Source organism: Pseudomonas putida (assembly GCF_028682175.1).
Classification (GTDB): domain Bacteria; phylum Pseudomonadota; class Gammaproteobacteria; order Pseudomonadales; family Pseudomonadaceae; genus Aquipseudomonas; species Aquipseudomonas putida_AD.
In genome coordinates this window covers 110062-132685 of record NZ_JANHKS010000001.1, presented here as the reverse complement: position 1 = coordinate 132685, position 22624 = coordinate 110062, and the positions used below count along the sequence as shown (strand labels likewise).

The 22624-nt window shown below is 55.8% G+C and carries 17 protein-coding genes and 1 pseudogene; 14 read left to right on the top strand and 4 right to left on the bottom strand.

Annotation, left to right across the window (positions count from 1 at the left end; translation table 11 throughout):
* The first annotated feature begins 16 nt into the window (after nucleotides 1-16).
* The 7 genes from NPS29_RS00555 to NPS29_RS00525 all read left to right on the top strand — a co-directional run bounded on the left by NPS29_RS00555 (nucleotide 17) and on the right by NPS29_RS00525 (nucleotide 10279).
* Nucleotides 17-2092 (top strand): hydantoinase/oxoprolinase family protein, encoded by a 2076-nt coding sequence (locus NPS29_RS00555; protein WP_274130061.1) that lies wholly within the window; start codon nucleotides 17-19, stop codon nucleotides 2090-2092.
* Nucleotides 2093-2120: 28 nt separating this feature from the next.
* Entirely contained in the window at nucleotides 2121-3785 is a 1665-nt protein-coding gene (locus NPS29_RS00550; RefSeq protein ID WP_274130060.1) for a hydantoinase B/oxoprolinase family protein, read from the top strand.
* Between the two features lie 2 nt (nucleotides 3786-3787).
* Entirely contained in the window at nucleotides 3788-4990 is a 1203-nt protein-coding gene (locus NPS29_RS00545) for a pyridoxal phosphate-dependent aminotransferase (protein WP_274130059.1), read from the top strand.
* Nucleotides 4991-5018: 28 nt separating this feature from the next.
* Nucleotides 5019-5846 carry an NAD-dependent epimerase/dehydratase family protein gene (locus NPS29_RS00540; RefSeq protein ID WP_274130058.1) on the top strand — a complete coding sequence of 276 codons (828 nt, stop codon included), beginning with the start codon at nucleotides 5019-5021 and terminating at the stop codon, nucleotides 5844-5846.
* Between the two features lie 5 nt (nucleotides 5847-5851).
* Nucleotides 5852-7048, top strand: coding sequence for an NAD(P)/FAD-dependent oxidoreductase (locus NPS29_RS00535; protein WP_274130057.1), 1197 nt, complete (start codon nucleotides 5852-5854; stop codon nucleotides 7046-7048).
* A gap of 26 nt (nucleotides 7049-7074) precedes the next feature.
* Nucleotides 7075-8760, top strand: a complete 1686-nt coding sequence (locus NPS29_RS00530; RefSeq protein WP_274130056.1) for a thiamine pyrophosphate-binding protein — start codon at nucleotides 7075-7077, stop codon at nucleotides 8758-8760.
* Between the two features lie 67 nt (nucleotides 8761-8827).
* Nucleotides 8828-10279: an NAD-dependent succinate-semialdehyde dehydrogenase gene (locus NPS29_RS00525; RefSeq protein ID WP_274130055.1), complete on the top strand. Its 1452-nt coding sequence runs from the start codon at nucleotides 8828-8830 to the stop codon at nucleotides 10277-10279.
* Between the two features lie 18 nt (nucleotides 10280-10297).
* Here NPS29_RS00525 and NPS29_RS00520 read toward each other — a convergent pair whose 3' ends face one another.
* The 3 genes and pseudogenes from NPS29_RS00520 to NPS29_RS28770 all read right to left on the bottom strand — a co-directional run.
* Nucleotides 10298-11023 carry a FadR/GntR family transcriptional regulator gene (locus tag NPS29_RS00520; protein WP_274130054.1) on the bottom strand — a complete coding sequence of 242 codons (726 nt, stop codon included), beginning with the start codon at nucleotides 11021-11023 and terminating at the stop codon, nucleotides 10298-10300.
* 106 nt (nucleotides 11024-11129) lie between these two features.
* Entirely contained in the window at nucleotides 11130-11885 is a 756-nt protein-coding gene (locus tag NPS29_RS28775; RefSeq protein ID WP_425312424.1) for a methyl-accepting chemotaxis protein, read from the bottom strand.
* Nucleotides 11886-11987: 102 nt separating this feature from the next.
* Nucleotides 11988-13103: pseudogene (locus tag NPS29_RS28770) on the bottom strand (HAMP domain-containing protein); the annotation flags it as partial.
* A 553-nt stretch (nucleotides 13104-13656) separates the two neighbouring features.
* Here NPS29_RS28770 and NPS29_RS00510 point away from each other — a divergent pair.
* A complete protein-coding gene (locus NPS29_RS00510) occupies nucleotides 13657-14226 on the top strand; it encodes a TetR/AcrR family transcriptional regulator (RefSeq protein ID WP_274130052.1) in 570 nt (189 codons plus the stop codon).
* A gap of 73 nt (nucleotides 14227-14299) precedes the next feature.
* Here the strand turns inward: NPS29_RS00510 and NPS29_RS00505 are convergent, their stop codons facing one another.
* Nucleotides 14300-14704: a helix-turn-helix domain-containing protein gene (locus NPS29_RS00505; RefSeq protein ID WP_274130051.1), complete on the bottom strand. Its 405-nt coding sequence runs from the start codon at nucleotides 14702-14704 to the stop codon at nucleotides 14300-14302.
* Between the two features lie 427 nt (nucleotides 14705-15131).
* On the opposite strand from NPS29_RS00505, the gene NPS29_RS00500 reads away from it, so the two are divergent.
* From NPS29_RS00500 to NPS29_RS00475, 6 genes are all read left to right on the top strand, one after another.
* Entirely contained in the window at nucleotides 15132-15881 is a 750-nt protein-coding gene (locus NPS29_RS00500) for an SDR family NAD(P)-dependent oxidoreductase (RefSeq protein ID WP_274130050.1), read from the top strand.
* The gene (locus NPS29_RS00495) at nucleotides 15874-16635 is read left to right on the top strand and encodes an SDR family oxidoreductase (protein WP_274130049.1); all 762 of its coding nucleotides are present in this window, start codon (nucleotides 15874-15876) and stop codon (nucleotides 16633-16635) included. Before NPS29_RS00500 ends, NPS29_RS00495 begins: the two co-directional genes overlap by 8 nt.
* Nucleotides 16636-16786: 151 nt before the next feature.
* Nucleotides 16787-18865, top strand: coding sequence for a hydantoinase/oxoprolinase family protein (locus NPS29_RS00490; RefSeq protein ID WP_274130048.1), 2079 nt, complete (start codon nucleotides 16787-16789; stop codon nucleotides 18863-18865).
* Between the two features lie 28 nt (nucleotides 18866-18893).
* Nucleotides 18894-20561: a hydantoinase B/oxoprolinase family protein gene (locus NPS29_RS00485; protein WP_274130047.1), complete on the top strand. Its 1668-nt coding sequence runs from the start codon at nucleotides 18894-18896 to the stop codon at nucleotides 20559-20561.
* Complete coding sequence (locus NPS29_RS00480; RefSeq protein WP_274130046.1) at nucleotides 20561-21763, top strand: aminotransferase class I/II-fold pyridoxal phosphate-dependent enzyme; 1203 nt, start codon at nucleotides 20561-20563, stop codon at nucleotides 21761-21763. Before NPS29_RS00485 ends, NPS29_RS00480 begins: the two co-directional genes overlap by 1 nt.
* A gap of 39 nt (nucleotides 21764-21802) precedes the next feature.
* Nucleotides 21803-22615 carry an NAD-dependent epimerase/dehydratase family protein gene (locus tag NPS29_RS00475; protein ID WP_274130045.1) on the top strand — a complete coding sequence of 271 codons (813 nt, stop codon included), beginning with the start codon at nucleotides 21803-21805 and terminating at the stop codon, nucleotides 22613-22615.
* Nucleotides 22616-22624: the final 9 nt, after the last annotated feature.

The window sequence follows — 22624 nt, the reverse complement described above, 5'->3', positions numbered from 1 at the left end:
TGTTTGGGAGATAAAGATGAACGCTTCCTCATGCCGTGTAGGCGTGGACATAGGCGGTACCTTCACGGATATCGCTTTGGAACATAACGGCGTGATGCATTCAACTAAGGTGCTCACTGACTATACCAAGCCTGAGCGTGCGATCCTCAAAGGTGTGAATGAAGTTGTTGCTGCGGCAGGCCTGACGCTGGGTGACATCGATCAATTGATCCACGGCACCACCCTGGCAACTAACGCGTTGATTGAGCGTCGTGGCGCCCGCACCGCGTTCATTACCACGGAAGGGTTCCGCGATACGCTCGAGATGCGTACTGAAAACCGCTTCGAGCAGTACGACATCAACATCTCATTGCCGCCACCACTCATTGAGCGGGAGCATCGCTACACGCTCCATGAACGACTGGATGTAAATGGGCAAGTCCTGATTGCTCCCTCCCGGACGGAAATTGATGAGCTTGTAGAGCGCATTGCTGCCGGCGATTACGAAAGCGTTGCCATTGGCTTCATCCACAGCTACGTCAACGGTGCTCATGAGGAGCAACTGCGGGACGTTCTGCAAGCTCGTTTGCCACAGGTTTCGATCTCGATTTCCAGCGAAGTCTCGCCGCAAATGCGTGAGTTCGAGCGGTTCAATACTGTCTGCGCGAACGCGTACGTCAAGCCGCTCATCAAGTCCTACCTTGATCGGTTGGTGGTGACGCTCGAGGAAGCGGGAGGGCGTTGTCCGGTATTTATGATCCACTCCGGCGGGGGAATTATTTCGGTGCAAAGCGCTGCCGAATTCCCAGTCCGCCTCGTAGAGTCAGGCCCTGCTGGCGGCGCTATTTTCGCTGCTGACGTGGCCCGTAAATATGGACTCAATAACGTCGTCTCGTTTGATATGGGCGGGACTACCGCCAAGATCTGCCTGATTGAAAACAAGGTTCCAAAAACCGCGAAAACGTTTGAGGTTGCGCGCACATATCGATTCAAAAAAGGCAGCGGAATGCCCATCTCCATTCCAGTCGTCGAGATGGTGGAAATCGGCGCTGGCGGAGGTTCCATTGCCAGTATCGACAGCATGCGCCAAATCCGGGTTGGGCCACACAGTGCTGGCTCCGAACCTGGGCCTGCCTGCTACAACCGTGGCGGCGAGCAGCCCACCATTACCGACGCGAACCTCCTGCTCGGTCGGTTAGATCCTGACAATTTTGCTGGTGGCAGTCTGCTCCTCTCTGTCGAGAACTCGAGCGCGGCAATGCTTCAGGTCGTCGGCTCCCCTCTGGGCCTTGATGCAAACACTGCGGCTTACGGCGTATGTGAAGTCGTCGACGAAAACATGGCCAACGCTGGCCGAGTCCATGCGGTTGAGAGCGGCAAGGACATCGGTGATTTCACGATGATCACGTTTGGTGGAGGTGGGCCGCTGCATGCCGCCAGGCTGTGCGAAAAGATGGGAGTATCGCGTTTCATCGTGCCGGCAGGCGCTGGTGTTGGATCTGCCATCGGCTTCTTGCGCGCCCCGTTTGGATATGAAGCTGTTCGCAGCTCGTTTACACGCCTCTCTGCCTTCGATGCCAATGCGGTCAATGATCTCATTGACGACATGACTTCAGAGGCGATGGGCTTCCTGCGCCAAGGCATGCCTGAGGGTGAGCCCGAGCTGGAATGCACCGCATTCATGCGCTACGTCGGCCAAGGGTGGGAGATCCCGGTCGACATGCCTTTCAAAGCATTTGTGGACACCGATGTCGCGGACTTCAAAACTCGTTTTGAGGCTGCCTATACCGTCTTCTTCGGTCGCCCTATCGAGGGGCCGGATATTGAAGTCGTCAGCTGGTCTGTAAAAGCGAGCTCCCCTTTGCCGCCTGTAGACGAGGTCGTTCAGATCAACGCTTCGTACCGCGCAGAACCAATTACGTATCGCCAGGTGTTCGATGTAGTCAGCGGTGGCTACGTCAAAGCCGGCATTTACGAGCGCGAAACCTTGCAAGTCGGCGCCCGAGTCGATGGCCCGGCAATTATTGCTGAGCGCGAAACCTCCACATTTGTCTCGTCTTCATTTGTCGCCACAGTCCAGCCAGATGGTTGCCTGCTGGTCATCAAACGTTAAGCGCTATCCGCACAGAAGGTTTTATCTCATGAGCGAAACAATGATCGATATCCAGATGCAGGTGATGTGGAATCGCTTGGTCTCTGTGGTGGAAGAGCAGGCTTTGACCCTCATCCGTACTGCGTTTTCTACAAGTGTACGCGAGGCGGGCGATCTCTCAGCAGGAGTCTTTGACCGCGAAGGCAACATGCTCGCACAGGCTGTGACGGGAACTCCTGGTCACGTCAACACGATGGCTGAGGCAGTTGTTCATTTCATCAATGACATCGGCCAAGACAACATCTTTGAAGGCGACGTCTACGTCACCAATGACCCTTGGAAGGGCACTGGACACCTACACGACATCACGATCGTTTCTCCATCGTTCCATCAGGGCAGGCTGATCGGCTACTTCGCCAGTACAGCTCACGTGGTAGATATCGGTGGTCGTGGGTTTGGCCCGGATGCTCGGGAAGTCTACGAAGAAGGTCTGTTCATCCCGATCATGAAACTGTTCGAGCGCGGCAAGGTTAATCGTGACCTGATCAATATCCTGCGTAACAACGTCCGTGAGAATGATCGGGTCGTAGGAGATTTCTACGCGCTGGCGGCATGTAACGAAACAGGCCACAAGCGTCTGTTGGACATGCTCAAAGAGTTCCGTCTTGAAGACCTGGACATGATCGGAGGCTTCATTCTGGAGCACAGTCGTCGCGCTACTCTCGAGTGCTTCAAGTCATTGCCGCACGGTACCTACACCAATAGCATGACCCTCGACGGATACGATGTGCCGGTCACCTTGGCCGTGACGCTGACCGTCGGGCCTGACGGTATCAAAAGCGATTTTGTCGGTACCTCAGGCATGAGTCAGTTCGGCATCAACGTGCCACTGGGGTATGCGAAGGCATATGCCTGCTACGGACTCAAGTGCATCGTGGCGCCTGAAATCCCCAACAACACTGCATCGCTTGCACCCTTTGAGGTTGTCGCGCCAGAGGGCTGCATTCTAAACGCTAAGCACCCTGCACCGGTTTCAGTGCGCCACGTGCTGGGCCATTTTGTGCCTGATTTGGTGCTTGGTGCGTTGCATAAATGTCTTCCGGGCCAGGTTCCTGCAGAGGGGGCGAGCGCGCTGTGGAACCTCCATCTCTCTGTCCGACCAGAAGAGGGTAATACCACCGGGCGTCACGCAGAAATGCTGATGTTCAACAGCGGTGGTATGGGGGCTCGTGCACGCCTGGATGGCCTATCGGCAACAGCATTCCCTAGCGGTGTGCACACCATGCCAGTTGAGGCTACTGAGCACGCTGGCCCAGTCATCGTGTGGCGTAAAGAACTGCGCGATGGTTCTGGCGGTGCAGGTGCGTTGCGTGGTGGCCTTGGCCAGGAAATCGAGGTCTCCGCAGCAGAAGGCTACAACTTCCGCTTCAGTGCCATGTTCGACCGAATCGGCTATCCCGCCCGAGGTTTGGAAGGCGGAGGCGAGGGGGCATGCGGTTATGTTGGCCTGGACGACGGCACAAAACTGCGCGGCAAAGGACAGCAGTTCGTACCAGCGGGCCGCAAGCTCGTCCTCAGCCTGCCAGGTGGCGGTGGCTACGGAGATCCGAAACAACGGCCTCGCTCTGAAGTTGAGCGTGACATTCGGTTTGGCTACATCACCAAGCTCCAAGCTCTCGAACTTTACGGCTATGAAGCCGCAGGGGAGAAATGATCATGGATTTCCAGAGCACTCGAGTGCGTACTGTCAAAAGCTCGCCTAGCATGGCAGTTTCTGAGCTCGCTAAGAAAATGCTGGCTGATGGTGAGTCGGTGATCAACCTTAGCCTCGGCGAACCAGACTTCAATACTCCACCTCATGTGATTGAGGCTGCCCACAAAGCGATGCTGGAGGGCAACAACGGCTACACCGCGCCGAATGGATTTCCAAGCTTGCGTAAGGCGATCGTCTCGAAGTTCAAGCGTGAAAACGACCTGGACTATCACGAGGACGAGGTCTGCGTGGCCAACGGCGCGAAGCAACTGCTGTTCAATGCTTTCTTGGCGACTTTGGAGCCGGGAGATGAGGTGATCACCCCGGCTCCTTACTGGGTGTCTTACACCGACATGGTACTTCTCAACGGGGGAGTGCCTAAGGTGTTGCCTTGTGAGGCAGAAGCCGGCTTCAAGCTTAACGCTGAGACGTTGGAAGCTGCGATCACCCCTCGTACCCGTTGGGTCATGCTCAATTCTCCGAATAACCCGACCGGTGCCATCTACACGCGTGAGGAGTTCGCTGCCCTCGGTGAGGTAATCGCTCGTCATCCGCGCGTATTGGTGATCTCAGATGAGATCTACGAACACATTCTGTTGGGCGATAAACCGTTCACCCCTTTTGTGATCGCGTGCCCGCAATTGCGTGATCGCACCCTGGTGATCAATGGCGTATCCAAGGCATACGCCATGACAGGCTATCGCTTGGGTTATGCCGCCGGCCCGCGCGACTTGATCGTCGCGATGAACAAAACCCAATCACAGACGACCACGTGTCCATCCTCTATCTCGCAACTGGCTGCTGTGGCCGCACTCAATGGCCCACAAGATTTCGTTGCGCAAGCCTTGATTGAGTACAAGGCGCGGGGTGCCATGGTCATTGAGGGACTCTCTGGTATTGAAGGTCTGGAGCTTCAAATGCCGGAAGGCGCGTTCTATGCGTTCCCCAAATGCGCAGGCTTTATTGGTAAGCGCACCCCGTCTGGCGCACTGATTTCCAATGACGCTGATTTGGCGAGTTACCTACTGCGCGAAGGCAAGGTAGCTACCGTCCCTGGCTCAGCTTTTGGCGTTGAGCCGTACATCCGGCTGTCGTTTGCGACCTCGCGTGAACAGTTGGCCCAAGCGCTTCAACAGTTGCGCGATGCCTTGGCCGCACTCGCCTGAGCTTGTAACTCATAAACGGGAGGACGTTATGAAAAAACCATTTAAAAGAATTCTGATCACTGGTGCGGCTGGTCGGTTGGGCAGCGTGTTGCGTAAATCGCTTCAGGCTCACGCTGACGTACTGCGTCTCACCGACATTGCCGATCTTGGCCCGCTCGCTGCTCATGAGGAAGGCAGCAAGGTAGATCTGGGGAATCTTGAGGCAGTACTGCCTCTGCTTGAGGGAGTTGATGCCGTGGTGCATGCCGGCGGGGTACCGCTGGAAAATACGTTTGCCAACATCCTCAACGGCAACATCGTTGGCACCTACAACATTTATGAAGCAGCGCGCCAGCACGGTGTTAAACGTGTGGTGTACACCAGCTCCAATCACGCCATCGGGTTCTATGATCGCACTGAGACGATTGATGCCAGTGTCGCCCACCGTCCTGACAGCTTGTACGGCCTGTCAAAGTGTTTTGCTGAAGACCTGGGGCGTTACTACTGGGACAAATTCGGGATTGAGTCTGTGAACCTGCGTATCGGCTCCTCCTTCGAGAAGCCCCTGGATCGGCGGATGCTCGCGACATGGTTGTCCTTTGGGGACTTCTCCCAACTGGTCGAGCGTTCACTGCTCGCTCCCCGCGTCGCTCACATGATCGTGTATGGCATGTCTGCCAATCGCGAATCGCTTTGGGATAACCGCTTGGCGAGTTCCATTGGCTATGTCCCGCAGGACAGTGCTGATGACTATCGCGAGCAGATCCTCGCTGAGCATCCGCCCCTGGATCGGAACGATCCTGCAGCACGGTACCACGGCGGCAACTTTGCAGGTGCCGGCCATTTTGAAGACTCCGCCCAAGAAACGAAACGGTGACATCCATGGCCACTACAGCAGCCAAAAAACATTACGACGTGATCATCGTGGGCGGCGCCGTGAACGGCAGTTCGGTAGCCTACTTCCTGTCAACCAATCCAGATTTCAATGGCTCAGTGCTAGTCATTGAACGCGACTGGACGTACAACAAATCTGCTACAGCGTTGTCTAGCAGCTCCATTCGCCAGCAGTTTTCCAATCCGATCAACATCGAAATCTCGAAGTTCGGTGCCGAGTTCGTACGCAACTTCCCTGACACGATGGAGCTGGATGGCGACCGCCCTGATCTGGCATTCCACGAGAACGGTTATCTGTTCCTGGGTGACCAGAAAGGCTTCGAAGTCCTCCGCCGACTGCACAGTACACAGGTGGCTCATGGGGCTGACGTGCAATTGCTTGACCCGGAGCAACTGATTCAGAAATTCCCCTGGGTTAATCCGGATAGCCTTGCAGGCGCAAGTTATGGTCAGTCCGGCGAGGGATGGTTCGACAGCCTGGGCATGCTTCAGGGCTTCCGTCGCAAGGCTCGCTCACTAGGTATCGAGTACATCGAAAATGAGGTTGTTGCCGTTCAGCGCGAAGGGGATCGAATTACTGGCGTAACGCTGTCCAGTGGTGAGGTCGTTAGTTGCGGCATTCTCGTCAACTGTGCTGGTACTCGTGGTACTAAAATCGCACGCCTTGCCGGTTTGGATATTCCGGTTGAGCCTCGCCGTCGTTCCCTATTCGTCTTTGACTGTCGTACGCCTTTGCAAGGCAAGGTACCGCTCACCATCGATCCGACAGGGGTCTTCTTCCGACCCGAAGGTCAGTTCTATCTCGGGGGGACGTACCCTAAAAACGATCCTGAAGTGGACTTTGAAGATTTCGAAGTGCTGCACGAAGAGTTCGATGAGGAGGTTTGGCCAATCCTCGCGGAGCGTGTACCTGCGTTTGAAGGCATCAAGGTAGTCAACTTTTGGGCTGGCCATTACGACTTCTGCGTACTCGATCATAACGCGATTGTGGGGCCGCACAACGAAGTCAAAAACTTCCTTTTCTGTAACGGCTTCAGCGGCCACGGCCTTCAGCAGGCGCCGGCAATTGGGCGTGGACTGTCCGAGCTGATCACTTACGGTGGTTACCGAGCGCTGGATCTCTCCCCTCTGTCGTACCAGCGGGTAATCGATAATGTTCCATTCCTGGAAGACTCGGTCATTTGACCGTTGCGGCTTGTGGAGAAACACAAATGAGTAATCCATCCAAAGACAAGCGCAGCGGCGGCCAAGTGTTGGTCGATGCACTGCGCGTAAATGGCGTTGAACGAGCTTTCTGCGTCCCAGGTGAGAGTTATCTCGCTGTTCTCGACGCCTTGCATGATGTACAGGACGAAATCGATCTGATCGTTTGCCGCCAAGAAGGCGGTGCAGCTTACATGGCGGAGGCCTACGGCAAGCTGACTGGGAAACCTGGTATCTGCCTCGTAACGCGCGGCCCAGGCGCCACGAACGCCTCTGTCGGCGTTCACGTGGCTTTCCAAGACTCTACACCGATGATTCTTTTCATCGGGCAGGTTGCGCGTGATCAGATCGAGCGTGAGGCGTTCCAAGAGGTCGATTATCGTCGGATGTTCGGGCAGATGGCCAAATGGGTTGTCCAAATCGACGATGCAAAGCGCATCCCTGAACTCGTAAACCAAGCTTTCCAACGTGCAATGAATGGCCGCCCAGGCCCCGTTGTCGTGGCTTTGCCCGAGGACATGCTCACCGATCTGGTAGAGGTTCCTGATGCTCGCGCTGCGGTTCGTGTTGAGGGTGCTCCCTCAACCGCAGCACTCGACCAGTTGCAGAAGCTACTGGCCAGGGCGCGCAAGCCATTGGTGATTGCTGGGGGCGGTGGATGGGACGCTGAGGCGGTCGCCGATCTCAAGCGTTTTGCTTACAAACAAAACCTGCCGGTCGCTGCTTCGTTCCGGTGCCAGGATCTATATGACAATGCTGACCGTCAGTACGCGGGCGATCTAGGGCTGGCTGCTGGCCCTGTGCTGGTTGAGGCCGTAAAAGAGGCGGACTTGCTGATTGTGGTGGGTGCGCGCCTCGGTGAGATGACCACGGGAGGCTATGCCCTTCTCGACATCCCAACTCCCAAGCAGACGCTGGTGCATGTACATGCCAGTGCCGAAGAGATCGGTCGAGTCTATCAACCGGACTTGGGTATCAACGCCGGGGCTGGCAGTTTTCTAAAACAGGCCGCCCAACTGCCTGCAATGCAGCCTGGCGCTTTCAATGACTGGGTCATTGAACTGAATGTTGGGTACCGTAGCAATTTTGAATGCCCGCCATCGCCGGGCAAGGTTCAGATGAGTCAGGTCATCGCCTGGCTCAATGAAAAGCTTCCCAAGGACAGCATTCTGACCTGTGGCGCTGGCAACTACACCGCTTGGGTACACAGAGGCTACCAGCATCGTGAGTTTCGCACTCTGCTCGGCCCAACCAATGGCTCAATGGGTTATGGCGTACCCGCCGCAGTAGCCGCCAAGCTGACTTACCCTGAACGCACAGTCGTCGCGTTTGCGGGTGACGGTTGCTTTTTGATGAATGGGCAAGAGCTCGCTACCGCCGCTCACTACGACGCGCGCGTCATTATCGTGGTCGTGAACAATGGCATGTACGGGACTATCCGTATGCACCAAGAGCGTCACTACCCTGGTCGTATCGCGGGCACGGAGCTGAGTAACCCAGATTTTGCTGCCTTTGCAAAGTCGTTCGGTCTGCACGGCGAGACAGTCACGGCCACTGACGAATTCTTTGATGCGTTCGCTCGGTGTCAGGCAAGCGGCAAGCCTTCACTGATTGAAGTGCAAATCGATCCTGAGGCACTCACTCCGAAAATGACACTTAGCCAAATCCGCGAGAAGGCCATGGCCGCCCGTTGATTTCCTTGTAGGGGTGGGCCCTCGTTGGCCCACCTTTTTTTTGGTCAAAAGTTGACGAGCTCAAGCAATGAATTTGAAAAAGCCAGAACTTATACGCAATCTTTGTTACATCGGAGGAGAGTGGTTGGGCGCTGATAGCAGGGACGTGATTGATGTCATCAACCCTGCCAACGGCACTGTGCTTGGCGTGGTTCCTCGTTTAGGTGCAATGCATACTCGCCAAGCTATCGCATGCGCAAATAGAGCTCTCCCAGCCTGGCGTGATCTGACTGCGCAAGCGCGTGGAATGCTACTGATGAAGTGGTATCACTTGATCCTGAACAACCTCGAGGATCTCGCTCAGATCATGACTGCTGAGCAAGGGAAGCCACTCAGCGAATCTCGCGGTGAGATCTCCTTTGCGGCTCAATACATCCAATGGTATGCGGAGGAGGGGAAGCGTCTGTACGGCGACATCATCCCATCTCCAACGCCAGGTCGAAGCCTGCTGGTCACGAAGGAGCCGATTGGTGTATGCGCTGCTATCACGCCGTGGAATTTCCCGGCGGCGATGATCACGCGCAAAGCTGCTCCGGCATTGGCTGCGGGCTGTACGCTCGTGTTGAAGCCAGCAGCTCAGACGCCGTTGTCTGCTCTTGCATTGTGTGTGCTCGCCGAGGAAGCAGGTATCCCCCCCGGCGTTTTGAATGTCGTTACAGGTGATGCTGGAGCCATTGGTGGCGAGCTAACGTCGAGCCCGATCGTTAGAAAGCTTTCCTTCACAGGATCCACTCCGATCGGCATAAAGCTGCTCGAACAATGCGCCGCGACCGTAAAAAAAGTCACGATGGAGTTGGGAGGCAACGCTCCCTTCATAGTCTTCGACGATGCGGATCTGGATGCTGCAGTGGAAGGGGCGCTGATTGCGAAGTTCCGAAATGCAGGGCAAACGTGTGTTTGCGCCAACCGTTTCTACGTGCAGGACGGGGTATACGATACCTTTCTGGAGAAATTCAAACAGCGTATAGAGCAGCTTCAAGTAGGGGACGGTAGTGACTCGGGGACAGTCGTTGGCCCCATGATTGATAGCAAGGCCGTGTCCGATGTCGATGCCATGGTTCGAGAAGCCGAGCAGCAGGGGGCGACAGTGCTCACGGGCGGCCAGCGCCATGCCCAGGGTGCTGCATTCTATCAACCGACGTTACTGTCGGATGTGACCCCTCGGATGCGCGTGGCATGTGAGGAAATCTTTGGCCCAGTGGCTCCGGTATTCCGCTTCAAGGAAGAGGAGGAAGTAATCGCGGCGGCCAATGACACTCCTTACGGGCTCGCGTGCTACATATTTGCACGGGATATTGGCCGAGTGTGGCGAGTTAGTAAGGCTCTCGAGTACGGAATGGTTGGCGTCAACGTTGGTGTCGTGGCTACAGAGGTTGCGCCATTTGGTGGTATCAAGGCATCCGGCTTGGGCCGCGAAGGTTCACGCTATGGCATAGAAGACTACGTTGAAATCAAATACGTCTGCCTGGGCGTAGCCTGACAGTGTGGTTGGCAGTGGTCACTGATCGCTGCCTACCAATCGCTGGTAGCGAAGCAGGCTTTCGTCGAGGTGTTTACGCAGAGCTGCACGGGCAGCATCAACATCTCCGATCATAATTGCGGTGAGGATCGCGGCATGTTCCTTTTCGATTTTTTCGATGTGTGACTTCCTATTTTTTTTGCTCGCTCGGCTGTGCTTGATTTGCAGATCAGAAATTATCTCTGGGCCTAGTGCTTCCATGAACTGAGTAAAGTGGGGGTTGTTCGTCGCACGAGCGATGGCCATGTGGAAGTCAAAGTCTGCTTTCACTTCTGCTTCCAAATCACTCCCATCCAGGGCATTGAACCGATCAAACGCTTCGGTCACTTCAGCAATACTCGTCGGGGAGCGCCTTTGCGCCGCGCGCGCCACTGACTCCAACTCAACCCCAAGCCTTAACTCAAGAACCTGAGCAGCCGCTCGGACATCGCCTGCAGGGGTGCTCAGCGCGTATCCGATGCGCTTGGTGTCTTGTTCGACCACAAACACGCCGATGCCTTGCCGGGCAACAAGGCGCCCGCCTAGGCGCAGCGACGCTACGGCTTCACGAATTACGGGGCGACTGACGTTGAATTCCTTGCCTAACGCTAGCTCCGATGGCAATTTCTCACCTGGTCGATAGGCGCCCGTGTCAATTCGGTTGGACAGTTCTCGAATTACCGTTTCTGCAAGGTTGCCTCGGCGGGCGTTAGCTGTGGCTTCCATAGGGTTGCCGCTCCTAAATGCGATATTTTCGCGTTAATTTGGTATTTACAATGAATTGTATGATAACAAACAACTGATATCAGCGGCGCATTACCCTGGGATATTCCTAAGCCTTAAAGTGGTCGGTCAGCGCCTGTTGTTCTTCCGCCAGCATTCTTAGTCGATTGCTGATGTCTGCAGACTCGGTGGCTCGCCCAGTCAGTGATTCTGTCACCTGGCGGATTGCAGCCACGTTGCGATTCACCTCTTCGGCCACAGCGCTTTGCTCTTCGGCTGCGCTGGCAATCTGAAGAGTCATGTCGCTTATGACTGAAACCGCGTCCGTTATTCGGCTCAACGCCATTGATGCTTGGCTAGTGTTCTTTGCATTCGCCAATGCTTTACTTTGGCTCCTCTGCATCGTCTCCACCACGGTCGCTGTGCTCTCCTGTAAGCGCTCGATAACAACTCGAATTTCTTCCACCGATTCTTGGGTGCGGCCAGCTAGCCTGCGCACTTCGTCCGCAACCACCGCAAACCCTCGTCCACTATCACCAGCGCGGGCTGCTTCGATGGCTGCATTTAGAGCCAGGAGGTTGGTCTGTTGGGCGATGGTTCGAATGACTTCAAGTACGCTTCCAATCTGTTCGCTGTTGTGTGCCAATGCCTCAACCTCTTGCATCGCCTTGGTCACTTCTTCTGCGAGCTCATGGATGTCCTTACCACTGCTGACGATAATTTCCATTCCTTCTTCAGTCGCATGGTCGGCGCCCTGTGCTGCAGATGCTGCATTGGATGCGCTATTTGCAACATCGAGAGCGGTGGCACTCATCTCGTTGGACGCTGTAGCGACTTGCTCGATTTCTCGGAATTGAATGTGCATGCCGTCACTGGTTTGACGAGCAATAGAGGAGGATTGATCAGCGGTGATCCTGGCCCTTCCAATGCTTTGCTTTATCTGTGCGACCGTAGGTTGTAATTTGTCGAGGAAGCTATTGAAACCTTTTGCCAAGTCGCCGAGCTCGTCATTTTTTAAATAGCTTAAGCGGCGTGTCAGGTCTCCCTCTCCACTGGCGATATCATTGAGCATTCGCGCTAGGGTATTGATGGGGCGGGTTATGCCTGATGCCGCGAGCCAAGTCAGCGCCAGTCCCAAAAGCGCAGCTCCTGAGGCCACCCCTACGGCACCTATAGTGGCGCGTGCTTGATGGTTTGCGAGTTTTTCCTGCATAACTATCACGTCGGCCAACAGCACTTCTTTTGGAACGGTAATTACTACCTTCCAAGGGGCGGCGCCCTCGAACGGGATGATTGGAAGCAGCGCTCGAATTTCTTTTTGATCTGTGGTCGTTGAGGCTATCAGCAAGGAGGTAGTGAGATCAGCCTCATTCACTTTCGATCCAACCGCTGCAGGCGCTCCACTGTCTGCAGCTACGACTCCACCAGGTGAGAAGATGGACAATCTCGCCTGACCTCCGAAGAGCTGGGACTGGGCTTTAATCGCCTCTGCTTGGAGCGTGCTGAGCGTTAGATCAACTGATACGACGCCTATAGGCTTTCCACTTGCCAGAATGGGCACTGATAGGGTGGTGAGTAAGGTTCGCTCACCGTTAATGCTGTCAGTATACGGCTCTTTTAGGCATGCATGGCTTGTGGCCAACGGGCATGTGTACCAACTGTTATATGGCTCTCCGGTGGGCCCGGTGGAAACGTCCGAAAAGCTCTCCTCCTCAATGGTGGAGTGCAAGTCACTTCCACCGAAACGGCTCCAATACGTTGAGAAACGACCAGTTTTATTGCTTCCGTGTTCAAGGTCACCAGTAAATTCGGTATCTTTTGAGTCCAAGGCATTCGGCTCAAACGCGACGCCAATACCCTGAATGCGTGGGGTGTCAAAGTAGGCACTCTTCACGGATTGATTGATGTCCTCCCTCAGTGCGGCAGGGGAAGTGTGCCTGGCTACCCAGGCGTTGCGTTGGTTCTCACTTTGGCGAGCGATCGTTTTGGCCAAGATCAGGATGTCGCTAAAGGTTTGCTGGAGTGCAAGGCTTCGCTCGCCTGCCTTCGCCTCAAGCGTCGAGCGAGCTCCGTTGCTGAGCATTTGTTCGCTGGTGGTATTCACGAGCACATTGCCCTGATGAGTTTCATACAGGTTGATCGCTACAACTGCACAGGCTGTGGCCGCGAGGCATAGGCTGGATAGAAGAATGATCTTTGACCGAATCGACAGCGACAATTTCATACGGTGCTCACTGGGTCTCTAAGCCTAGGGGGAGTTGTTATGGTAGTGCCCGCCAAAAGCGAAAGCGTAGGGCAAGGTAAGTCGTAAGACACCTTACATCTAAGTCGAGCAGTGCGCTATTCGATTGGAGTTGATGAGACGAGTGAGGGCGAGGGTATGAGCCTCATCCCAAGCACCATATGTGGGCATTTTTCTATATTTTGCTGGGCTTTGGTGCGCGTATCATGTCGTCTTTCCTGCCTTCCGTCAGGTGGTGGGCTTAGGCATCGTTATCAGAAACACAAAGCTTTACTATAAGACAGCAGTTGTCTTACATTTCGATGGCCCAATGACGGGTTTTCGCTGCCGAAGTATATTGCTTATGCCTCTTGATACGTGTGTGACAACAGCGGCCTCCACACCCAGAGATCGGGTGCTGGACGGTGCCATCGAGCTTTTTGCTCTGCATGGGTATCAAGCCATAGGACTGCGAGATTTGGCGGTACACGTCGGGCTGACCACTGGAGCTCTCTACAACCATTTTGAAAGTAAGCAAACCTTGTTGTATGAGCTGATTGAGGCCACTTGGTCGGATTTGCTTTTCCTGACCAGGCGCAGATTGAAATACACCCCTGCGGCCACGGAGCGGTTGCGCAAGTTCGTGAGAGCATTCTCTGATTTTCAGGGCGGAGCGGGGCACAGGGTCACACTGATGCTTAGAGAGCATTTGAACCTTACTGAGCTTCAAAGAGCGAAGGTTGACGCCCTGAAAGATGAGTATCTGAAGCTGTTGATCGACATCGTATCGCGAATTCATTCGGCTTCCGGCTGCCAAGCGTCGACGGTACGACCTGCTGCTGAAGCGATCATCGGAATGATGCTGAGTCAGTCCTACTACATTCGCTCCTCCCCCCAAAGTGAAGCTACGCCCGACCTGCTTGAACGATTTGCATTGGGCATCATCCTTTCAGACCGGTCTTTCCTGAGGCCTCAGCCACATTAAGCCGAATCCTTATAGGCAAACTTTGCTTGGGTTCGTTGTGCGTTTAGGCTTTCCGGAATAGCGGATGGCATCGTTAGTCGGTAAAGCGGAACTCAGTTTGCTGGGAAGCTTTCGCAGGAGGTCGACTCTTGGTCGCCATTATGGGGCGCGCCCAAGGCTCAGGTTCGGCAAGCTCGATTTGTAGTTCATTGAAAATACCTGCCTCCTTGAGTGCGACTAATTCACTCTCAGCGGTCTTAATCAACGACATGATTGACTGTCCAGCTTCTGCGGCCAGGGTGAGGGTGACCAAGGCGAGTGGACTCATACCAAGCGGAGAGCTCAACGTTGACATCATTTCGAGGGTTGGGCTGCTTTGCCCACGCTCAAGCTTTGAAATGTAGGTTCGGCTGCTGACCTGCGCCAGATTGTTCTGGGATAGCCCGCGAGCCTTTCGTGTTGCCTTAAGTACGGCAGCTATGGCGGTTTTGAGCGTCATAATGCGTTCCTATTTGATAGCTTCGATGGCCGGCGCCACTTCAGAATAGGGTGAAGCGCCATGCCTTTCGGGCCAGCGAAGCTACCACATACGTGAATTTTTGGTGCGTTGACCGAACACTATGACGCTCTAGGGTTGAAGTTCGGTCGCCCACTGACCACGATTTTCCGGGCTGTCAGGTAGCCCGCGACATCGTTATGCGCGTGTGGGGACGCATCTCGGGGGAGGTCGGAGTACGGCTCCAGCCCCGTGTAGCTCAGCTCTCACCGTATCACCCTATGCTTTGCCCAAACCACCCAATGGTCGTGGTGGCGGCGCGCATGGTTTTTTGTGCAAACGGAGGATTAAGGGGTTCAGCTGAGTAATCCAGTTTGACCAAATGTAAGACAACAGGCATCTTACGTAAAGACTAATAGCGGAGGTGTTTATGGAAGGGCAAACGGTCGTAATCGTCGGTGGCGCTTCGGGTCTAGGCTTGGAAACCGCCAAGCTGATGATCAAGCGCGGCGTCACTAAGATCGGCATCATTGATCGAAACGAGCAATTGATGGCGTCTGCGGCCGACATGCTCCGGGCTGAGGGTTGCGAGGTTGCGACCGCCGCTGGCGACATCTCCAGGCAAGCGTCCGCTCATAGGGCTTTCGAGCAGATTGTGGAAGTGGTGGGGCGGGTACATTGCTTGGTTAATAGTGCTGCCATCTACCCGCGTAAGGACATCTTCGACATCACTGACGAAGAGTGGGATTTGGAAAACGCTGTCAACATCAAAGGTACGTACCACATGATGGTCGCAGCGGTGAAGCACATGCAGCCTTTCGTCGCAGCCCCCGCAGTTACTGGTCGCATAGTCAATGTGACATCGGTCGATGCCTTCAAAGCTCATCCACAAAACGCCCATTACGCCGCCACAAAGGCTGCTGTGGTTAGTCTTACCAAATCTTTTGCCCATGCCTGCGCCAAAGACCAGATTCTGGTGAATTCCGTCGCGCCTGCAGGTTTTGCTACGGAGCGCGCGAAGCAACTGGGCTTCCTTGGCGAATTGGCTGCAGCGAACCCGTTAGGGCGCGCCGCTGAGCCTACGGAGATTGCCGAATGGATCGTCATGATGGGCAGCAGCCGTAATAGTTACGCCACGGGTGAAAATGTGATTGTTTCCGGGGGGTATATCTATGCTTGAGACTTTGGCGATATCGGCAAATTACCGTCGAGCGATGGTTACCGGCGCGACTAGCGGAATCGGTAGGGCCATTGTCTTGGCTTTGCGCGATGCTGGCCTGCAGGTCGTGGCGGTTGGTCGAAGCTTGCCGGCATTGGCGGAGCTTCGCGTTGAGCCGGGTGTAACGGTTGTTGAGGCGGATGTGCGGCAGACCGAGGTAGTTGCTCAGATTCTGAGCGAGCATCCGGTTGATGTGCTTGTGAATAACGCAGGTGTGCTGACATCACGCGCTCCCTTTCAGGAGATAGATCCAGCTGAAATAGGCAATATGCTGGATATCAATCTCAAGGCGCCGTTGCATCTGGCTCGTCACGTACTTCCAGGCATGATCAGGCGCGGTCATGGTCATCTGTTCTTTATAGGGTCAAGTGCTGGGCGTGCCCCTCATCCGGGGGCTTCGGTCTACGGCGCTTCCAAGGCCGGTATCAGCCTGTTCTGCGACGCATTGCGCTGCGACCTGTTAGGTAGCGGCGTCCGGGTTACTGAGATCGCCCCTGGCCGAGTGCAAACTCAGTTGTATAAGGAGGCAATGGGGATGCAGGCGGCGGGTGCAGAGTTGTACGAGGGATATGAGTCGATCATGCCTGCTGATATCGCAACCTTGGTTGTGGCGGCGCTCAGTCTGCCCGAGCAGGTCGACGTCTCTCGCCTTGAGGTTTTTCCCACTGCGCAGGCAGTGGGTGGCGCTCGGATGGTCAAAACCCAAGGCCGATGACTCAGGTGATGGTCACTCAGCGCTGACCTGTTAAGGCGCTGAGAGCGATCAAGATCAGGTAACGATGCTTGACTGCCTGTAAGACAACATATAACTTACATTCAAAGGGGTCTTAGCCCTTTGAAGATAATCCAAGAATTCAGGGGATACGATGATGACTGCGACTTCATGCCGGGTCGGTGTGGACATAGGTGGAACCTTCACCGATATCGCGTTGGATGTGGGCGGTGTATTGCATTCGACCAAAATTCTGACCGATTACGAATTGCCCGAGCGTGCCATTCTGACTGGGGTGAAAAGTGTTATCGAATCGGCTGGCCTGAAGCTGTCGGATATTAATCAACTCATCCACGGCACTACGTTGGCGACTAACGCGCTGATCGAAAGGCGGGGCGCCAGAACAGCATTCATTACCACCGAGGGCTTTCGCGATACGCTGGAAATGCGCACCGAAAATCGCTTTGAGCAATACGACATCAATATCGCCTTGCCCCCTCCACTGATCGAACGGGAGCATCGCTACACTCTGCGCGAGCGTCTGGACGTGCACGGCGAAGTGCTTATCGCTCCTGAACAAGCCGATATCGATGTGCTCGTCGAGCGCGTGGCAGAAGGCGGCTACGAGAGCATCGCGATCGGTCTGATCCACAGCTACGTAAACGGTGCCCACGAGCGCCTATTGCGTGATGCGCTGCAAGCCCGTCTGCCGAAGGTCTCAATCTCGATTTCCAGTGAAGTCTCGCCGCAGATGCGCGAGTTTGAGCGCTTCAATACGGTATGCGCCAACGCTTACGTCAAGCCGCTGATCAAGTCCTACCTCGATCGTTTAGTGGTGACACTCAAGCAGTCTGGCGCCGATTGCCCGGTGTTCATGATTCACTCTGGCGGTGGAATCATATCTGTTCAAAGTGCAGCGGAGTTTCCAGTGCGGTTGGTCGAATCTGGGCCTGCCGGCGGCGCGATTTTCGCAGCCGATATTGCACGCAAATATTCGCTGGATTCGGTCGTTTCGTTCGACATGGGCGGCACCACCGCCAAGATCTGCCTGATCGAGAATCAGGTGCCCAAAACGGCTAAGACATTCGAAGTCGCCCGCACCTACCGCTTCAAGAAGGGTAGCGGTATGCCGATCTCGATTCCTGTGGTTGAGATGGTTGAGATCGGTGCGGGCGGCGGTTCCATCGCTAGCATCGACAGCATGCGTCAGATTCGCGTCGGCCCTCATAGCGCTGGCTCAGAACCAGGCCCTGCCTGCTACAACCGTGGCGGCGAAGCGCCGACTATTACTGACGCAAACTTACTGCTAGGACGTTTGGATGCCGACAACTTCGCTGGTGGAGCCATGCGCTTGTCTATCGACAACGCGGCATCGGCCACCTCGAAAGTGATTGGCTCCCAGCTGAACATGGACGCTGCCACCGCCGCATATGGCGTGTGTGAAGTGGTCGACGAGAACATGGCGAACGCCGGGCGAGTGCACGCGGTGGAAAGCGGCAAGGACATCGCTGAATACACCATGATCACCTTCGGGGGCGGCGGCCCGCTGCACGCAGCGCGGCTATGCGAAAAAATGGGCGTTTCGCGGTTTCTGGTACCTGCGGGCGCCGGCGTCGGTTCAGCCATTGGTTTCCTTCGTGCACCTTTCGGTTATGAGGCCGTGCGTAGCTCGTTTGTGCGTTTGTCCGAGTTTGATGCGCCGCAGGTAAATGCGCTGGTTGATGACATGAAAGCCGAGTCTATCGGTTTCTTGCGTCAGGGGATGCCCGAGGGCGAGCCTGAACTGGAGTGCACTGCGTTTATGCGATACGTCGGTCAGGGATGGGAAATTCCAGTCGCGCTGCCGTTCAAGCCTTTTAGCAACGCAGACACAGCACAATTTAAGACGCTGTTTGAGGCGGCTTACACCATGTTCTTCGGTCGTCCAATCGAAGGGCCGGATATCGAAATCGTGAGTTGGTCGGTAAAGGCAAGCTCGCCGCTGTTACCCGTGCAGGCTGTCACTCAGATTAAAGCTTCATATCGTGCGGATGAGGTGTCCCGCCGTCAGGTGTTCGACGTTGTCAGCGGTGGTTTTGTCGATGCGGGGATCTTCCAGCGTGAGCTTCTGCAACCAGGGGCGCTAATCGACGGCCCTGCCATCATTGCAGAGCGCGAAACCTCGACCTTTGTGTCGTCCTCATTCACCGCCACCGTACAGCCAGATGGCTGTCTGCTGGTTGTTCGACGCTAAGCGTCACTTGCATAGAAGGCGATTTAACATGAGCGATACATTGATCGATATTCAAATGCAGGTGATGTGGAATCGCCTGGTTTCAGTGGTTGAAGAACAGGCACTAACGCTGATCCGCACCGCATTCTCCACCAGCGTGCGTGAGGCGGGCGACCTCTCCGCTGGCGTGTTTGACCGCGCTGGCAATATGCTCGCCCAAGCCGTAACTGGCACACCCGGCCACGTCAATACGATGGCCGAAGCGGTGGTGCACTTCATCAATGACATTGGCCTTGAAAACATTTACGAAGGCGATGTGTACGTCACCAACGACCCGTGGAAAGGCACCGGGCATTTGCATGACATCACCATCGTTTCGCCCTCGTTCTACAAGGGCAAACTGATCGGCTATTTTGCCAGCACCGCGCACGTCGTGGACATCGGTGGTCGCGGTTTTGGCCCTGACGCTCGTGAGGTCTATGAAGAAGGCCTGTTCATCCCGATCATGAAGCTGTTTGAGCGAGGCAAGGTCAATCGAGACCTCGTCAATATTTTGCGCAACAACGTGCGTGAAAACGATCGGGTTGTGGGCGATTTTTACGCTCTGTCGGCCTGCAACGAAACCGGCCACAAGCGCCTGCTGAGTATGCTCGAAGAGTTCAAGCTCGAAGACCTTGAACATATTGGCGGTTTTATTCTCGAGCACAGCCGCCGGGCGACTCTGGAGAGCTTTAAGTCGCTGCCACACGGCACTTACGAAAACAGCATGACTCTGGATGGTTATGACGTTCCGGTGACGCTAGCTGTGACCCTGACCGTTGGCCCGGATGGGATTTTGACCGACTTCAAAGGCACCTCCGGCATGAGCCAGTTCGGCATCAACGTACCGCTGGGCTACGCCAAGGCCTATGCCTGCTACGGCCTCAAGTGCATCGTCGCGCCGGAAATCCCGAACAACTCGGCATCCCTAGCGCCGTTTGAAGTGGTCGCGCCAGAAGGTTGCATCCTCAATGCCAAACACCCGGCACCCGTCTCCGTGCGCCACGTTCTGGGCCACTTTGTGCCGGATCTGGTGCTCGGTGCGCTACACAAATGCCTGCATGGCCAGGTGCCTGCTGAGGGTGCCAGCGCCCTGTGGAACCTGCACCTGAGCGTGCGTCCGCTGGACAGCAACCCGCAGGGCCGCAACGCCGAGATGCTGATGTTCAACAGCGGCGGCATGGGCGCGCGGTCGGCCAAGGACGGCCTGAGTGCCACGGCCTTCCCGAGCGGCGTGCACACCATGCCGGTGGAAGCGACCGAGCATGCCGGCCCGGTGATCGTCTGGCGCAAGGAGCTGCGCAATGGCTCCGGTGGTGCCGGGCAGTTGCGCGGCGGGTTGGGGCAGGAGATCGAGGTGTCTGCCGCCGAAGGTTACTCGTTCCGCTTCAGTGCGATGTTCGACCGCATCCTGTATCCGGCCCGTGGGCTGGAGGGCGGCAAGGAAGGTGCGCAAGGCTACGTGGGACTCGACGACGGCACCGTGCTGCGTGGCAAGGGGCAACAATTCGTGCCTGCCGGGCGCCGACTGGTGTTGAGCCTGCCGGGTGGCGGCGGGTACGGCGATCCGCATCAACGGCCTCGCGAAGAAGTCGAGCGCGATCTGCGTTTTGGCTACATCAGCGCTGAACAGGCACGAGACGATTACGGCTATGTAGCCGGGCAGGGGGCGAAGTGATGGACTTTCAAAGTACACGCGTCAGATCGGTGAAAAGCTCGCCCAGCATGGCGGTCTCGGTTCTGGCCAAGAAAATGCTCGCTCAGGGTGAGCCGGTGATCAACCTGAGCCTGGGCGAGCCGGATTTCAACACGCCGGCCCATGTCATCGAAGCGGCGCATCAGGCCATGCTCGACGGCAACAACCACTACACCGCGCCCAACGGTTATGAAGCGCTGCGCAAGGCAATCGTTGAAAAGTTTGCCAGCGAAAACGGGCTGACCTACGGCATGGACGAAATCTGCGTGGCCAACGGCGCCAAGCAGCTACTGTTCAATGCCTTTCTTTCCACGCTGGAGCCGGGTGACGAAGTCATCACCCCGGCACCGTACTGGGTGTCGTACACCGATATGGTGCTGCTCAACGGTGGCGTGCCGAAGGTGATCCCCTGCGGTTCCGAGCACGGTTTCAAGCTTGATGCTGAGCGTTTGGAGGCAGCGATTACTCCAAAGACTCGTTGGCTAATGCTCAACTCTCCGAACAACCCGTGCGGAGCGATCTATACCCGCGAAGAGTTCGCTGCATTGGGTGCTGTTCTCCAGAAACATCCGAAGATCTTGGTCATCTCGGATGAAATTTACGAGCACATTATCCTGGGGAATAAGCCGTTTGTTCCTTTCGTAATCGCCTGTCCGGAGCTTCGCGACCGCACCCTTCTTATCAATGGTGTATCTAAGGCCTATGCGATGACGGGATATCGCTTGGGCTATGCGGCTGGCCCTAAGGGTTTGATTGATGCGATGAACAAAACCCAGTCTCAGACCACTACTTGCCCCTCAGCAATTTCTCAACTGGCTGCGGCAGCGGCGCTGAGTGGGCCGCAGGATTTTGTTCGCGACGCCAATCGCGAATATCAGGCGCGGGGGGCGATGGTTGTCGAGGGCTTGGCTGCGATCGAGGGGCTGGAACTGCAAATGCCAGAAGGCGCGTTTTACGCTTTTCCCAAATGCGCAGCGTTCATTGGCAAGCGGACGCCCGATGGCGAGGTAATCAAGAACGACACCGATCTTTCCAGCTTCCTCCTACGGGTTGGCAAGGTTGCTACTGTCCCCGGTTCTGCATTTGGTCTTGAACCTTATATCCGTCTGTCGTTTGCGACGTCTCGCCAACAGCTCGAGCGGGCAATCGTGCAAATGCGCGAAGCCTTGGCACTGCTCAACTGAGCCAATCGTGGCCAACCTACCGACTGAGGAGAAATTGTGATGAGTAAGCCTTTCAAACGCCTGCTGATAACCGGCGCTGCAGGCCGCCTAGGCAAAGTTCTGCGCGAGCACCTGCGCGACTTCGCCGATGAGCTGCGCCTTACCGACATCGCCGACATGGGGGCAGCCGCCCCCCATGAAGAGCTCGTGCGTTGCGACTTAGGTAATCTGGCCGATGTACTGCCGCTGGCCGAGGGCGTCGACGCGATCGTTCACGCCGGAGGTATACCACTAGAGAACACATTTGCCGCAATCCTGAACGGCAATATCGTCGGTACCTACAACATCTATGAGGCGGCACGTCAGCACGGTGTGAAGCGGGTGATTTATACCAGCTCCAATCACGCAATCGGTTTCTACGATCGCACCCAGACCATCGATTCCACCGTTCCGCATCGTCCAGACAGTCTTTACGGTTTAAGCAAGTGCTTCTCCGAAGATCTGGGCCGCTACTACTGGGACAAATTCGGGGTGGAGTCAGTAAATCTGCGTATCGGCTCGTCGTTCGAGGAGCCTCTGGATCGCCGCATGCTGGCGACCTGGTTGTCTTTCCGTGACTTCGCCCAGCTGGTTGAGCGTTCACTGCTCGCACCGCGTGTTGCTCACATGATCGTCTACGGCATGTCGGCTAATCGTGAATCGCTTTGGGACAACCGGACGGCGTCTTCTATCGGTTATGAACCCAAGGACAGCGCGGACGACTATCGGGAAAAGATTGAAGCGAAATTCCCGCCAATGGACGCCAATGAGCCAGCAGCACGCTATCACGGAGGTAGCTTCGCCGGCGCGGGTCACTTCGAGGACGCCAAGTAAGGCCTTTTA

What these genes read in the sequence shown, in the direction of transcription:
- NPS29_RS00555 (WP_274130061.1), top strand. Translation starts at nt 17, where the DNA reads ATGAACGCTTCCTCATGCCGTGTAGGCGTGGACATAGGCGGTACCTTC.
- NPS29_RS00550 (WP_274130060.1), top strand. Translation starts at nt 2,121, where the DNA reads ATGAGCGAAACAATGATCGATATCCAGATGCAGGTGATGTGGAATCGC.
- NPS29_RS00545 (WP_274130059.1), top strand. Translation starts at nt 3,788, where the DNA reads ATGGATTTCCAGAGCACTCGAGTGCGTACTGTCAAAAGCTCGCCTAGC.
- NPS29_RS00540 (WP_274130058.1), top strand. Translation starts at nt 5,019, where the DNA reads ATGAAAAAACCATTTAAAAGAATTCTGATCACTGGTGCGGCTGGTCGG.
- NPS29_RS00535 (WP_274130057.1), top strand. Translation starts at nt 5,852, where the DNA reads ATGGCCACTACAGCAGCCAAAAAACATTACGACGTGATCATCGTGGGC.
- NPS29_RS00530 (WP_274130056.1), top strand. Translation starts at nt 7,075, where the DNA reads ATGAGTAATCCATCCAAAGACAAGCGCAGCGGCGGCCAAGTGTTGGTC.
- NPS29_RS00525 (WP_274130055.1), top strand. Translation starts at nt 8,828, where the DNA reads ATGAATTTGAAAAAGCCAGAACTTATACGCAATCTTTGTTACATCGGA.
- NPS29_RS00520 (WP_274130054.1), bottom strand. Translation starts at nt 11,023, where the DNA reads ATGGAAGCCACAGCTAACGCCCGCCGAGGCAACCTTGCAGAAACGGTA.
- NPS29_RS28775 (WP_425312424.1), bottom strand. Translation starts at nt 11,885, where the DNA reads ATGCACATTCAATTCCGAGAAATCGAGCAAGTCGCTACAGCGTCCAAC.
- NPS29_RS00505 (WP_274130051.1), bottom strand. Translation starts at nt 14,704, where the DNA reads ATGACGCTCAAAACCGCCATAGCTGCCGTACTTAAGGCAACACGAAAG.
- NPS29_RS00500 (WP_274130050.1), top strand. Translation starts at nt 15,132, where the DNA reads ATGGAAGGGCAAACGGTCGTAATCGTCGGTGGCGCTTCGGGTCTAGGC.
- NPS29_RS00495 (WP_274130049.1), top strand. Translation starts at nt 15,874, where the DNA reads ATGCTTGAGACTTTGGCGATATCGGCAAATTACCGTCGAGCGATGGTT.
- NPS29_RS00490 (WP_274130048.1), top strand. Translation starts at nt 16,787, where the DNA reads ATGATGACTGCGACTTCATGCCGGGTCGGTGTGGACATAGGTGGAACC.
- NPS29_RS00485 (WP_274130047.1), top strand. Translation starts at nt 18,894, where the DNA reads ATGAGCGATACATTGATCGATATTCAAATGCAGGTGATGTGGAATCGC.
- NPS29_RS00480 (WP_274130046.1), top strand. Translation starts at nt 20,561, where the DNA reads ATGGACTTTCAAAGTACACGCGTCAGATCGGTGAAAAGCTCGCCCAGC.
- NPS29_RS00475 (WP_274130045.1), top strand. Translation starts at nt 21,803, where the DNA reads ATGAGTAAGCCTTTCAAACGCCTGCTGATAACCGGCGCTGCAGGCCGC.